Annotated in this window: 15 protein-coding genes; 8 read left to right on the forward strand and 7 right to left on the reverse strand. The window is 57.0% G+C overall.

Annotation, left to right across the window (positions count from 1 at the left end; translation table 11 throughout):
• Positions 1–404: 404 nt before the first annotated feature.
• On the reverse strand, positions 405–1,043 hold the full coding sequence (gene gmhB, locus ET34_RS0100010; protein ID WP_330217910.1) for a D-glycero-beta-D-manno-heptose 1,7-bisphosphate 7-phosphatase: 639 nt from the start codon (positions 1,041–1,043) through the stop codon (positions 405–407).
• Between the two features lie 121 nt (positions 1,044–1,164).
• On the opposite strand from gmhB, the gene metN reads away from it, so the two are divergent.
• The 6 genes from metN (at position 1,165) to proS (ending at position 6,903) form a co-directional block, all read left to right on the forward strand.
• Positions 1,165–2,199, forward strand: coding sequence for a methionine ABC transporter ATP-binding protein MetN (metN, locus tag ET34_RS0100015; RefSeq protein ID WP_031518398.1), 1,035 nt, complete (start codon positions 1,165–1,167; stop codon positions 2,197–2,199).
• On the forward strand, positions 2,192–2,845 hold the full coding sequence (locus ET34_RS0100020) for a methionine ABC transporter permease MetI (protein ID WP_031518400.1): 654 nt from the start codon (positions 2,192–2,194) through the stop codon (positions 2,843–2,845). Before metN ends, ET34_RS0100020 begins: the two co-directional genes overlap by 8 nt.
• A 42-nt stretch (positions 2,846–2,887) precedes the next feature.
• Positions 2,888–3,703 (forward strand): MetQ/NlpA family lipoprotein, encoded by an 816-nt coding sequence (locus tag ET34_RS0100025; protein ID WP_031518402.1) that lies wholly within the window; start codon positions 2,888–2,890, stop codon positions 3,701–3,703.
• Between the two features lie 267 nt (positions 3,704–3,970).
• On the forward strand, positions 3,971–4,375 hold the full coding sequence (gene rcsF, locus ET34_RS0100030) for an Rcs stress response system protein RcsF (RefSeq protein WP_031518404.1): 405 nt from the start codon (positions 3,971–3,973) through the stop codon (positions 4,373–4,375).
• A complete protein-coding gene (tsaA, locus tag ET34_RS0100035; RefSeq protein WP_031518406.1) occupies positions 4,372–5,079 on the forward strand; it encodes a tRNA (N6-threonylcarbamoyladenosine(37)-N6)-methyltransferase TrmO in 708 nt (235 codons plus the stop codon). Before rcsF ends, tsaA begins: the two co-directional genes overlap by 4 nt.
• 105 nt (positions 5,080–5,184) lie before the next feature.
• Positions 5,185–6,903 (forward strand): proline--tRNA ligase, encoded by a 1,719-nt coding sequence (gene proS, locus ET34_RS0100040; RefSeq protein WP_031518407.1) that lies wholly within the window; start codon positions 5,185–5,187, stop codon positions 6,901–6,903.
• A 61-nt stretch (positions 6,904–6,964) separates the two neighbouring features.
• Here proS and nlpE read toward each other — a convergent pair whose 3' ends face one another.
• From nlpE to ET34_RS0100055, 3 genes are read right to left on the reverse strand one after another with little or no spacing between them, the layout of a single operon-like run.
• Positions 6,965–7,660, reverse strand: a complete 696-nt coding sequence (nlpE, locus tag ET34_RS0100045) for an envelope stress response activation lipoprotein NlpE (protein WP_031518409.1) — start codon at positions 7,658–7,660, stop codon at positions 6,965–6,967.
• Positions 7,661–7,686: 26 nt separating this feature from the next.
• Positions 7,687–8,103 (reverse strand): alternative ribosome rescue aminoacyl-tRNA hydrolase ArfB, encoded by a 417-nt coding sequence (gene arfB, locus ET34_RS0100050; protein WP_031518411.1) that lies wholly within the window; start codon positions 8,101–8,103, stop codon positions 7,687–7,689.
• On the reverse strand, positions 8,100–8,645 hold the full coding sequence (locus ET34_RS0100055; RefSeq protein WP_031518413.1) for a YaeQ family protein: 546 nt from the start codon (positions 8,643–8,645) through the stop codon (positions 8,100–8,102). The genes arfB and ET34_RS0100055 overlap by 4 nt, the downstream gene beginning before the upstream one ends.
• A gap of 203 nt (positions 8,646–8,848) precedes the next feature.
• Here ET34_RS0100055 and ET34_RS0100060 point away from each other — a divergent pair, with 203 nt between their 5' ends.
• Complete coding sequence (locus ET34_RS0100060; protein ID WP_031518415.1) at positions 8,849–9,049, forward strand: YaeP family protein; 201 nt, start codon at positions 8,849–8,851, stop codon at positions 9,047–9,049.
• Positions 9,036–9,296 carry a Rho-binding antiterminator gene (gene rof / locus ET34_RS0100065; RefSeq protein ID WP_031518416.1) on the forward strand — a complete coding sequence of 87 codons (261 nt, stop codon included), beginning with the start codon at positions 9,036–9,038 and terminating at the stop codon, positions 9,294–9,296. The genes ET34_RS0100060 and rof overlap by 14 nt, the downstream gene beginning before the upstream one ends.
• Before the next feature lie 43 nt (positions 9,297–9,339).
• On the opposite strand, the gene tilS is transcribed toward rof, so the two are convergent.
• The 3 genes from tilS to ET34_RS0100080 form a co-directional block, all read right to left on the reverse strand.
• The gene (tilS, locus tag ET34_RS0100070) at positions 9,340–10,638 is read right to left on the reverse strand and encodes a tRNA lysidine(34) synthetase TilS (protein ID WP_031518418.1); all 1,299 of its coding nucleotides are present in this window, start codon (positions 10,636–10,638) and stop codon (positions 9,340–9,342) included.
• Positions 10,639–10,705: 67 nt separating this feature from the next.
• Entirely contained in the window at positions 10,706–11,095 is a 390-nt protein-coding gene (locus ET34_RS0100075; RefSeq protein ID WP_031518420.1) for a VOC family protein, read from the reverse strand.
• Between the two features lie 52 nt (positions 11,096–11,147).
• Positions 11,148–13,286 carry a lysine decarboxylase LdcC gene (locus tag ET34_RS0100080; protein ID WP_031518422.1) on the reverse strand — a complete coding sequence of 713 codons (2,139 nt, stop codon included), beginning with the start codon at positions 13,284–13,286 and terminating at the stop codon, positions 11,148–11,150.
• Positions 13,287–13,341: the final 55 nt, after the last annotated feature.

Here is a 13,341-nt window from a genome sequence, read left to right on the forward strand (position 1 = left end):
TAGGCCTGCCGCCAGCGTTCAATCTGAGCCATGATCAAACTCTTCAATTTAAAGTTTGATGCTCAAAGAATTAAACTTCGTAATGAATTACGTGTTCACTCTTGAGACTTGATAATGCTTTTTCGTCTTGCGACGTGAAAGATATCAGTGCCCCGAGTGCCCACACAGATTGTCTGATAAATTGTTAAAGAGCAGTGCGACGCGGCCTGCAGCCTGCTGTCGCGAGGTGGCGTATATTACGCTTTCCTCTTTCAGAGTCAAGCTCTATTTGAGCTTTTCTCTTCAGACCCGACGCTGCGAAGTGATTCGTTAGCGCCGTGTCGATGGAGGCGCATTATAGGGAGCCTGAGAGAGATGGCAAGCGGTAATATGAAAAAAAATGACGACCGCTCGCCTTTTGACCGTTACGCCTGTTTTTCCCGCGTTTTGATGGCCTGAGGCAGTTCTGCAAGGCTATTCAGCACCCAGTCAGCCGCTTTTTCCGCTTCTTCTGTTACCGGTTTACCGGTACGCACCAGCACGCGCGTTCCTACCTGGGCGGCGGCGGCGGCCTGCATATCTTCTGCTTTATCACCCACCATATAAGAAGCGCTCATATCTATATGAAGATAGTCACGCGCTGAGATCAGCATGCCCGGCTGCGGTTTACGGCAGTCACAGCTCTGGCGAAACGCCTCTACCGCCGCTTCCGGATGGTGCGGACAATAATAGATACCGTCCAGATCGACGCCGCGATCCGCCAGCGACCAGTCCATCCATTCGGTCAGGGTTTCAAACTGGTCTTCAGTAAACAGCCCACGAGCGATACCTGACTGGTTAGTTACCAGCACAAGCGCGTAGCCCATCGCCTTCAGCTCACGCAACGCATCGATAACGCCATCGATAAACTCAAACTGGTCGATTTCATGAACATAACCGTGATCGACATTAATAGTGCCATCGCGGTCGAGAAAAATAGCCGGGACTTGATTCGCCACCAGAGTACTCCTGAGATAAGTTATGCCGCCTAGTATCGCATGTTTCCCTTTGAGAGAAAGTGTCATTGCGTCGCCCGCATTGATTTAGACGTCTGGATGCCTTACCATCCGTTGCAATAACGGCGTTTGTCCGTGTCTGGCAGTATAAAATGCCACCCTTTACTCGTTTACGATAATTATTAGCCTGATGATAAAACTTTCGAATATCACCAAAGTGTTCCAGCAGGGCAATCGCGTGGTGAACGCGCTGAACAATGTCAGCCTGCACGTTCCTGCCGGGCAAATTTACGGCGTGATTGGTGCCTCCGGTGCCGGTAAAAGCACGCTGATTCGCTGCGTTAACTTGCTGGAACGCCCCACGCAGGGCACGGTACTGGTCGGTGGCCAGGATCTGACTGCGCTCTCTGAATCGCAGCTCACTCAGGCTCGTCGCCAGATTGGCATGATCTTCCAGCACTTCAATTTACTCTCATCCCGTACCGTGTTTGGTAACGTCGCCCTGCCGCTGGAGCTGGATAACACGCCGCGCGAAGAGATCGAACGTCGGGTCAACGAACTGCTGGAGCTGGTTGGGCTTTCCGACAAGCGTGACGCCTGGGCCGCTAACCTTTCCGGTGGACAGAAACAGCGCGTTGCCATTGCCCGCGCGTTGGCCAGTAACCCAAAAGTGCTGCTGTGCGATGAAGCCACCAGCGCCCTCGACCCGGCCACCACGCGCTCCATTCTGGAGCTGTTAAAGGATATAAACCGCCGCCTTGGGCTGACGATCCTGCTGATTACCCATGAGATGGATGTCGTGAAGCGCATCTGCGACTGCGTGGCAGTGATCAGCAACGGCGAACTGATTGAGCAGGATACGGTGAGCGAAGTGTTCTCTCATCCGAAAACGCCGCTGGCGCAACAGTTTATTCAGTCCACGCTGCATCTCGACGTACCCGAAGATTACTCGGTTCGCCTGCGCCCTGCGCCGGAAACCGCGGAAAGCGTACCGCTGCTGCGTCTGGAATTTACCGGTCAGTCGGTGGATGCTCCGCTGCTTTCGGAAACCGCACGTCGTTTCAACGTTAATAACAACATTATCAGCGCGCAGATGGATTACGCCGGCGGCGTGAAGTTCGGCATTATGCTCGCTGAAATGCACGGCTCGCAGCAGGATACAAAAGCCGCGGTCGCTTATCTCCAGGAACATCATGTGAAAGTCGAGGTGTTAGGTTATGTCTGAAGCAATGATGTGGTTACTGGTTAAAGGCGTCTGGGAGACGCTGGCGATGACCTTTGTCTCCGGCTTCTTCGGTTTTGTCATTGGTCTGCCGGTTGGCGTGCTGCTCTATATTTCCCGTCCGGGGCAGATTAGTGAAAACGCGAAGCTTTACCGTGCTATCTCTGCGCTGGTGAATATCTTCCGTTCAATTCCCTTCATTATCCTGCTGGTGTGGATGATCCCCTTCACCCGCGTGATTGTCGGCACGTCAATCGGTCTGCAGGCCGCGATCGTTCCACTTACCGTCGGCGCTGCACCTTTTATTGCGCGTATGGTGGAAAATGCTCTGCTGGAAATTCCGGCTGGCCTGATCGAAGCCTCACGGGCGATGGGCGCAACGCCGCTGCAAATTATTCGTAAGATCCTGCTGCCGGAGGCGCTGCCGGGGCTGGTGAACGCCGCAACCATTACGCTTATCACGCTGGTTGGCTACTCGGCGATGGGCGGCGCGGTAGGTGCCGGCGGTCTCGGTCAGATTGGCTATCAGTACGGTTATATCGGCTACAACGCTACCGTAATGAATACCGTTCTGGTATTGCTGGTGGTTCTGGTTTACTTAATTCAGTTTGCAGGCGATCGTATCGTCCGTACGGTTACCCACAAATAAGCAGTTACACACAACATCAAGATACTTGAGTAAGGAAAGATTATGGCGTTCAAATTGAAAACTCTGGCGGTGATGGGTGCGCTTATCGGCTCGCTGGCGCTGGCAGGCTGTGGTCAGGAAGAGAAAGATCCGAACCATATTAAAGTGGGCGTAATCGTCGGTGCTGAGCAGCAGGTGGCTGAAGCGGCGCAGAAAGTTGCAAAAGAGAAATACGGTCTTGATGTTGAGCTGGTGACCTTTAACGATTACGTTCTGCCGAACGAAGCCCTGAGCAAAGGCGACATCGACCTGAACGCCTTCCAGCACAAACCGTATCTGGATCAGCAGATCAAAGATCGCGGCTACAAGCTGGTGTCAGTGGGCAACACCTTCGTTTACCCGATCGCTGGCTATTCCAAAAAGATTAAGTCACTGGAAGAGCTGCAGCCGGGTTCTCAGGTTGCGGTCCCTAACGACCCGACCAACCTCGGTCGCTCCCTGCTGCTGCTGCAGAAAGTGGGCCTGATTAAACTGAAAGACGATATCGGCCTGCTGCCGACCGTGCTGGACGTGACCGAAAACCCGAAAAACCTGAAGATTGTTGAACTGGAAGCGCCGCAGCTGCCGCGCTCGCTGGATGATGATCAGATTGCCCTGGCCGTTATCAACACTACCTACGCCAGCCAGATCAACCTGACCCCGGCTAAAGACGGCATCTTCGTGGAAGATAAAGACTCCCCGTATGTAAACATGCTGGTTACCCGCGAAGACAATAAAGACGCGGAAAACGTGAAGAAATTTGTACAGGCCTATCAGTCTGAAGAAGTGAACGCCGCAGCGAATAAAGTCTTCAACGGCGGCGCGGTAAAAGGCTGGTAAGCCTGAGCGCAACAGTTATACCAAACGGGCTACGGCCCGTTTTTTCATTTCTGGCCCGTCTCGCGGTAAATGTTGTCCACTATTCTGAACAGACAACCTTTTAAAGTTGCTATAGGATATTGACGGTTATTTTTGACCGGGTACCTTTTTCGGGTAACAACACCTTTTTTACCCGACGCAGCGCACGCTTCCATGACGTTATGCTGCCGCCGGTATCCATTACCTGATTCAATCATGCTTATCTTGCTTATTCATCGAGGACAAATTATGCGTGCTTTACCGATCTGTTTATTAGCGCTCGCCCTGAGCGGCTGTTCCATGTTAGACAGATCCCCTGTTGAACCTGCCAAAAGCACGACAGCGCCTGCGAAAACGGAACCGACCAGACCACGTGCATCAGCCCCTGCGCCGGTAAAAATCTACACCAATGCTGAAGACTTACTGGGCAAACCGTTCCGCGATATGGGTGAAGTCACCGGCGAGTCGTGCCAGGCCAGCAATCAGGACTCACCGCCGAATATCCCGACCGCCCGGAAACGCCTACAGATCAACGCCTCTAAAATGAAAGCGAACGCGGTTCTGCTGCACAGCTGTGAAGTGACCAGCGGCACGCCGGGTTGTTATCGTCAGGCAATTTGTATCGGTTCGGCGCTTAACGTTTCTGCGAAATGACCGCATTCAGCTTTGAGCAAATCGGCGTTATCCGCTCCCCTTATAAAGAAAAATTCGCCGTCCCGCGCCAGCCAGGCCTGGTGAAAGACGGGCACGGCGAGCTCCATCTTCTCGCGCCCTACAATCAGCCCGATGCGCTGCGCGGCCTCGAAGGCTTCAGTCATCTGTGGCTGCTGTTTGTGTTTCATCAGACGATGGAAGGCGGCTGGCGGCCTACGGTGCGCCCGCCACGGCTGGGCGGTAATGCGCGGATGGGCGTATTCGCCACGCGCTCTACCTTTCGCCCGAACCCTGTGGGTATGTCGCTGGTCGAAATCAAAGGCATTATCTGCCAGAAAGAGCGCGTGATCCTGAAGCTGGGCAGCCTCGATCTGGTGGATGGCACGCCGATCATTGATATCAAACCCTACCTGCCATTCGCCGAAGCGCTGCCCGATGCCCGTGCCGGCTATGCGCAACACGCGCCCGAGGCCGATATGCCGGTCTTTTTCACCGCAGAGATCGCCGCCCGCCTGCAGACCCTGGAAAAACGCTATCCGCATCTTCAGCGCTTCATCCGCGATGTGCTGGCTCAGGACCCGCGCCCGGCCTACCGTAAGGGCGAAGACGCGGGCAAAACTTATGCCGTCTGGCTGCTGGATTTCAACGTGCGCTGGCGGGTAACCGAGCATGGCGCAGAAGTGTTTGCACTCGAAGCACGCTAAATTGATATCACTCTCTTTTGGCAACTCTGTCACACTGATAAACTAAACCACTTTTTTGTGTCAGGCATCACTCAGCCTGCATGTCTCAAATGGAACCGTAACAACATGCGTACTAGCCAATATCTGCTCTCCACCCTTAAGGAGACACCTGCCGACGCGGAAGTGATCAGCCATCAGCTGATGCTGCGCGCCGGGATGATCCGCAAGCTGGCCTCCGGGTTGTATACCTGGCTCCCGACCGGCCTGCGCGTGCTGAAAAAAGTCGAAAACATCGTGCGTGAAGAGATGAACAACGCCGGTGCGATCGAGGTGTCTATGCCGGTGGTGCAGCCAGCAGATCTGTGGCAGGAGAGCGGACGTTGGGAGCAGTACGGCCCGGAGCTGCTGCGCCTGGTCGATCGCGGCGATCGTCCGTTTGTGCTCGGTCCGACGCATGAAGAGGTGATCACTGACCTGATCCGTAACGAGCTCAGCTCCTATAAGCAGCTGCCGCTTAACTTCTTCCAGATCCAGACCAAGTTCCGTGATGAAGTGCGTCCGCGCTTTGGCGTGATGCGCTCCCGCGAGTTCCTGATGAAGGATGCCTACTCGTTCCACACCACCCAGGAATCCTTGCAGGAAACCTACGACAACATGTACGCCGCCTACAGCAAAATCTTCTCCCGCATGGGGCTGGATTTCCGTGCGGTACAGGCAGATACCGGCTCTATCGGCGGTAGCGCATCGCACGAATTCCAGGTGCTGGCCCAGAGCGGCGAAGACGATATCGTCTTCTCTACCGGTTCCGACTATGCCGCCAACATCGAACTGGCCGAAGCCGTTGCGCCTGCTGAGCCGCGCGCCGCCGCCAGCCAGGAGATGACGCTGGTTGAGACCCCGAACGCGAAAACCATCGCCCAGCTGGTAGAGCAGTTCAACCTGCCGGTCGAAAAAACCGTGAAAACTCTGCTGGTGAAAGCGGTGGAAGGCAGCGCTTACCCGCTGGTTGCCCTGCTGGTTCGCGGCGATCACGAGCTCAACGAAGTGAAGGCGGAGAAACTGCCGCAGGTCGCAAGCCCGCTGACTTTCGCCACCGAAGAAGAGATCCGCGCCGCGGTTAACGCCGGCCCTGGTTCGCTCGGTCCGGTCAATATGCCGGTGCCGGTGGTTATCGATCGCAGCGTAGCGGTGATGAGCGACTTTGCCGCGGGCGCTAACGTCGATGGCAAACACTACTTCGGTATTAACTGGGATCGCGATCTGGCGACCCCGGAAGTCGCCGATATCCGTAACGTAATGGTCGGCGACGTCAGCCCGGATGGTCAGGGCACGCTGCTTATCAAACGCGGTATCGAAGTGGGTCATATCTTCCAGCTTGGCACCAAATACTCTGAAGCGATGAAAGCCTCGGTACAGGGTGAAGATGGTCGCAATCAGATCCTGACCATGGGCTGCTACGGTATCGGCGTGACCCGCGTGGTGGCTGCCGCGATTGAGCAGAACAACGATGACCGCGGCATCATCTGGCCGGACGCGATTGCCCCGTTCCAGGTGGCGATCCTGCCGATGAACATGCACAAATCCTTCCGCGTGCAGGAGCTGGCCGAGAATCTTTACAACGCGCTGCGCGCTAAAGGCATTGATGTGCTGATGGACGATCGTAAAGAGCGTCCGGGCGTGATGTTTGCTGATATGGAACTGATCGGTATTCCGCACACCGTGGTGATTGGCGACCGCAACCTCGACAGCGACGAGATTGAGTACAAACACCGTCGCAGCGGCGAGAAGAAGATGATCAAGACCGGCGACATCCTGGATTACCTGCTGGCAAACATCCCGCGTTAATCCCTCCCGGAAAAACAAAAGCCCCGCACTGGCGGGGCTTTTTTATTTACCGGCCGGAGGCTCAGTCATCGCAGCCTTTGCCAGCAGTAAAGGTGCCGTGCTCATCCACCACCAGCGTTTTTTCCGGCGCGCCGGTATCTTCATTGGCGTCGATGGCAAAATGCGCCTTCACGATCAGCAGTACCGGCGCACCCGCCTCACCCCGCGCCTGGGCATAGCCACGTTCAAGCTGCGCATTGTTCGTCACACCGGTGCGCTTGCCGGTCACACAGTCGGTGAATACCGCTGCATCCGCCATATAGCGGTACATACCTTTCATCACCATCGGCGTGGCGGGTAACCCGGCATCCACGGCTTTCAGGGTGTAATCGAAATTCGATTCGATGGGGTGCCCTTCCCGGTCGAGCATTTCCAGATCGTCGCCTTTCGGGCGGAAATAGCGCTTCTCACCATCAACCCCGGTCAACACCAGCCGGTCGGCGGTGCGCGCCCAGCGGCCATACGACGCAAATGCGCTGTCAGCTTTGCCGCCCTGGTAACGCTCGTTCATCACCCAGGTACCGTCTTTTTCCAGAAATAGCGTGGTTTCGATACCGCTGCAGTCAGCGCAGGGCAGCACCCCGCGGTAGCTCTGCTGCATCGCTTTCAGCTCTCCCGCCTGCTCCTGGGCAACGGAGCGCTCGTCATTCCGGTTATTACATCCCGGCAGCGCCGCCACGGCGCACAGGGCCGCAATCAGGATAAATCGTTTTTTCATGGGTATTCCTTTTCATTGATTCCCTGTTACAGACCCCGGACCTTGCCTCGCAGCGCCTTGGTGGCTGATTTCTGGGATTTAGCATCGAGCCGGCGCAGCTTTGAGGCGCGCGTCGGTTTTGTAGCCCTTCGACTTTTCTGCGGGGTCGTTAGTTCCGTAATCAGGTTAACCAGACGTGCGATCGCCGCTTCGCGGTTCATCTCCTGGCTGCGGTGCTCCTGAGCTTTGATGATCACCACCCCGTCGGCGGTGATCAGGTGATGCGTGGCGGCCAGCAAGCGCTCTTTATACGACTCGGGCAGGCTGGAGGCGCGAATATCGAAGCGCAGATGAATGGCGGTCGAGGTTTTATTGACGTGCTGTCCGCCCGCCCCCTGGGCGCGAATGGCGGTGATCTCCACCTCGTTATCGGGAATGGTGACGTTGCGTGACAGTTCAATCATGCGTGCTGTTGCCAGGTGGTAAAGTGAATTTCCAGGTTGTTTTCAGGGTCCGACAGCCAGATGGCGCCCTCCTGAATCGTTGCCTGCAGCGACATCGTGCGCGTCGCAAAGGCCGTCAGCTTCGCCAGCTGCTCATCATCCAGATACCAGATGCTGAGGTTGCTGTAGCTGGCAAGCTTCGTCTGGTTTTGCTGCCACCAGATTTGCGCCGCACGACTATTATAGGCGAACAGCGCCACCTCTTTAGACTGGGTGCAGGCTTTCTTGACGCGCTTTTCATCCGGCAGACCCAGCTCAATCCACAGATCGATACCCAGATGATCGTTGCGCAGCCAGGCTTCCGGCTCGTCTTCGGCACTGAGACCGCGAGTAAATTGCAAACGCTCATCCGCGAACTTGATCCACGCCAGCAGGCGCAGCATCAGGCGCTCTTCGGTTTCAGAAGGGTGGCGCGCTAGGGTCAGCGTGGTATCAAGATACTGGTTACGATCCATGTCGGCCACGTTGACCATTGCTTTGTAGATTGTTGCTTTTAACGCCATCACACCACTCCTTTTCATAAGAGCGGCTATTGTAACGAATTTGCCCGTAAAGCGCTGTCGGGCTTTGACATTCTGCCCCGGTGCCACGCTGATAATGGCGCGGCGAGTATGGTATAGTCACCTTGCTAAACAGAGTTTATCCTCGTAGGCTTATCGTGCATCCCACGAAAAGTCTGTTGTCTGGGCTCTGGACAGGAGGGCATGTGGAAAAATATTGTGAGTTAATACGCCAGCGTTATGCTGAGATTGCCAGCGGCGATCTGGGGTACGTCCCCGATGCGCTGGGCTGCGTATTACGGGTTCTGAATGAGGTCGTTGAGAACGACGCCATTTCAGAGGCGGTCAGGGAAAAGGCGGCGTATGCTGCCGCGAACTTACTGGTGAGCGATTATGTCAATGAATGATGCCTATCAACCCATCAATTGCGATGACTATGACAATCTCGAACTCGCCTGCCAGCATCATTTATTACTGACGCTGGAGCTTAAAAGCGGTGAGGTTCTGAAGGCGAAGGCCAGCGATCTGGTGTCACGTAAAAATGTGGAATACCTGATTGTTGAAGACGCGGGTGCCACACGCGAGCTGCGCCTCGATAAGATCGCCAGCTTCAGCCATCCTGAAATTGGTACCGTCGTGGTGAGCGAATCCTGATCCCCCTCCGGTTTACAACGTGGGCAGCCTGAGCTGCCCTTTTTTACGCCTCTGCATCACGCTCCCAGCACAGCTGCCAGCCGTTTTCATCCCCAGCCCGCCCTTCCTGAGTAACAAACACGCCCACGGCGGAAATGAGCTGTTCGCCGTAAAACAGCAGCGGCACGATCTCGCGCTCCCACGGCGGAATGCCCAGTTCCTGCCACAGTTTTTTCAGGCTGCGCCCGCGCTCGCGCCCGACGATATGCAGCGTGCCTGCGGCGCGGTAGCGGATCGACACGCGTTCCCCGTCTCGCGGCGCGCGCACGCGCTGCCCTTCCCCGAGAGACAGCCTCCCGCCCGTCAGGCTGAGCGACGAATACGGCGCATCCCAGTAAATGACCGGGTTCGTCGGCGCTGGCAGATTTTTTACCCACCAGAGCCGGTCCTGATAACGCCGCACCGCGTAATCGCCGAACACCAGTTTTGGCGCAGCATCTTCCCGGCTCAGCGCAACTTCGGACCAGACTCGCGCCAGTGCCGCACGCGACGGCATCTGCGCATGATGCGTGGCAAACCAGCGCCGCAGCAGCGCGCCACGCTTTGCCTCGCGCATGGCTTTCAGGGGGACGATCGCAAGAGTGCCCCGGGCATCCAGCAGGCTGTGCAGTTCATCGTCCAGCAGCTCATCCAGCAACTGCTCCTGCTCGGCGCACAGCGCGGCGCTGCGGGCTACCATGCCGGCGAAGTGGGGCCAGCGTGCATTGAGTAACGGCAGAACATCCAGCCGTAAGAAGTTACGATCGAAGCGGCGGCTCTGATTGCTTTCATCCTCAATCCACTGCAGGCCGTGCTGCTGCGCCCACTGCTCCAGCGTATGACGCGGCGTATTGAGCAGCGGACGACGCAGCCATCCCGCGCCGAACGGCACAGCGGCGGGCATCGCCGCCAGCCCTGCCGGACCGCTGCCGCGCTTGAGCGCCAGTAAAAAGGTTTCGCACTGATCGTCCAGATGCTGCGCGGTGACCAGCGCTTCATCCGTGCGCAGCGCAGCAGACAACGCCCGATAACGCGCCTCGCGTGCCTGGGCTTCAATCCCGTTGCCGTCATCCACCAGCGTCACGCGCACGACGTCCAGCGCCACCTGCCAGGCATCACACTGCGCCTGGCAGTGCGCCGCCCAGGCATCGGCGTTGTCACTCAGACCGTGATGGATATGGATGGCGCGCAGGTGCAAATCTGGATGCGCGGCGCGGAGCTGCACCAGCTGATGCAGCAGCACCGTGGAGTCGAGGCCGCCGCTGTACGCCACCAGAAACTGGTGTGACGGGCGAAGCAAAGCAAGAAGCGTATCGGGCGTCATAGGGGTATGTCACAGACCGGGCGGTTAAGCCCGGAACGTTACCGGGCATTATCCGCGCTTGCAAGCGTTACTGCTGGTAAAGCTCCAGCGGCAGGCCATCGGGATCGGCAAAGAAGGTGAAGCGTTTGTTGGTCAGCGGATCGATGCGGATCGGCTCGCACTTCACGCCGTGGGATTCGAGATGGGTTACCGCCTGGTCAATGTCATCGACGCTGAAGGCCAGATGACGCAGGCCGCAGGCTTCAGGGTGGCTCGGGCGCGCGGGCGGGAAGGGAAACGAGAACAGCTCAATTACGTACTGCTCCCCGAGGCCGAGATCGCCTTTCCAGGAGTCCCGCGCCTCGCGATAGGCCTCTGATAACAGGTTAAAACCCAGCACGTCACAGTAGAATGATTTACTGGTCTGATAATCCGACGCGATGATGGCGATATGGTGCACCTGCTTTAAACCCAGCATTCCTTTCTCCTTAGTTTGATGCGGCAGCCTGTGCCAGCGCTGCCGAAAGCCATTAAGCCTGTTTTAACACCCTGACCCGGTACACGCCGTCTTCCCCGAGTCTGGCACCGTGAATATCCGTTTCGAAACCGGGATAGTGACGGCCAATAGAGCACAGCATCAGCATAAAATCGAGGACGGCCCGGCTCCGCTCGGTGATCATCTCCCCCGGCATCACCAGCGGCACGCCCGGCGGATACGGCAGGATCATGTTGGCCGACACCCGGTTCAGCAGGCCGTCAATTTCCACGGTTTCAACGTTACCCTTTACCTGCTGCTGGTACGCCTGATGCGGCGTCATTTTCATCTCCGGCAGCGTGTCGAACGCCCGCAGCATCAGTTCCGGCAATTTGTGCTGGCGGATCAGATCGTGAATGCCCTGCCCCAGCGTCTGGATGCGCATGTTGCGATAGAAATCCGGATCTTCTGCGTAGAGATCCGGCAGCATGTTTTTCACCCGCAGATTGAGATCCCAGGCGCGTTTGAACTCCGTCAGCCCGCGCAGCAGGCTCATCGCCCGGGTCTTATCAATGCCGATGCTGAACAGAAACAGCAAATTGTAGGGGCCGGTCTTTTCCACCACCACCCCGCGCTCGTCGAGGAATTTCGCCACCAGCGCCGCCGGGATCCCCTCTTCGCTCATCTCGCCCTGCTGGTTCATGCCCGGCGTCAGGATCGTGACCTTAACCGGGTCGAGGAACATATGGTCGCCATCGGCATTGTTGAAGCCGTGCCACGCCCGTCCCGGTTCAATGGGCCAGCAGTCGGCTTCCTCGATATCCTCAGGTTGCCAGATATCGAAAAACCATCCATCAGATTCTTCGCGAAGACGCTGCACTTCTTTACGAAAATGCAGCGCGCGTTCGACGGAGCGGTTGATCAGCCGCCGTCCGGGATTGCCGCGCAGCATCGCCGCCGCGGTTTCGATGGAGGCCACCAGCGGATAGCTCGGCGAGGTAGTGGTGTGCATCATGTACGCTTCGTTGAAGGTCTCTTCGTCGTAATCCCCTTTGATGTGGATCAGCGATGCCTGGGAGAGCGCAGCCAGCATTTTATGAGTGGACTGGGTTTCGTAGAACACTTTGCCTGGCACCCGCTCGCCACTCATGCCGCTTTTGCCGTTGTAGATCGGGTGAAAATGGGTATAGGGCACCCAGGCGGAGTCGAAGTGGATCGACGGCACGTCGAGGGTCTGCTTGATCCAGTTGGTGTTATACAGCAGCCCGTCATAGGTGGAGTTGGTGATTACGGCGTGCACTGGCCAGCTCGCGCCGTGGGTGGCCGCCACTTTCTGCTCGATGGTGGCGCGCAGGAACTCCTGCCGCGGAATGCCACCGAGAATGCCCAGCGCATTGCGGGTGGGTTTCATCCAGATCGGGACGATGTCGCTCATCATCAGCAGATGCGTCAGCGACTTATGGCAGTTGCGATCCACCAGCAGCGTGCTGCCCGCAGGAGCGGCATACATGCCGATGATTTTATTCGAGGTGGAGGTGCCGTTGGTCACCATGTAGCTCTGCTCGGCCCCGAAGGTGCGGGCGATATACTCTTCGGCCTCCAGATGCGGCCCGGTGTGATCGAGCAGCGATCCCAGCTCGGTTACCGAGATCGAGACGTCCGCTTTCAGGGTATTGCCGCCGAAAAAATCGTAAAACAGACAGCCGACCGGGCTTTTCTGGTAAGCGGTGCCGGCCATATGCCCCGGCGTGCAGAAGGTATATTTCCCCTCGTTCACATAGGTGAATAGCGCTTTGGTCAGCGGCGGCATGATGTTGTCGTGATACTCATTGGTGTACTGCCGGATGCGCGCGGCGATATCTTCCGCCTGGCCCAGCCCGTATTCAAAGAACCACAGCGCCATGCGCATCTCGTTGGCGGTAACGTCCATCGTCGAGTGGGTATTAATGAAGGCATACAGCGGCAGGTACTCGTTGAGCTGATTGATCTCGCAGCACAGATCGAGGCTGTACTCGTCCCAGTCAAAGATCACGCCGCAGACGCGCGGGTTGTGTTCGATAAGCTTCAGCAGGTCGTTGCTGTTGTCCGGCCATACCGGCTGAAACCCCTGCTGAATAAGCGCCTGCTGCAGCTCCCTGATGGGTTCATCTTTATAAAACGCCCCGTGCGGGCCCATGATGGCAATGGTATTCAATGCTTACCTCCTGGAAAAAAGCGTCTGGTAAGCATAGTTGAGTGAAGCGCGTCGG

It is taken from the genome of Siccibacter colletis (assembly GCF_000696575.1).
In the GTDB taxonomy this organism is placed as follows: domain Bacteria; phylum Pseudomonadota; class Gammaproteobacteria; order Enterobacterales; family Enterobacteriaceae; genus Siccibacter; species Siccibacter colletis.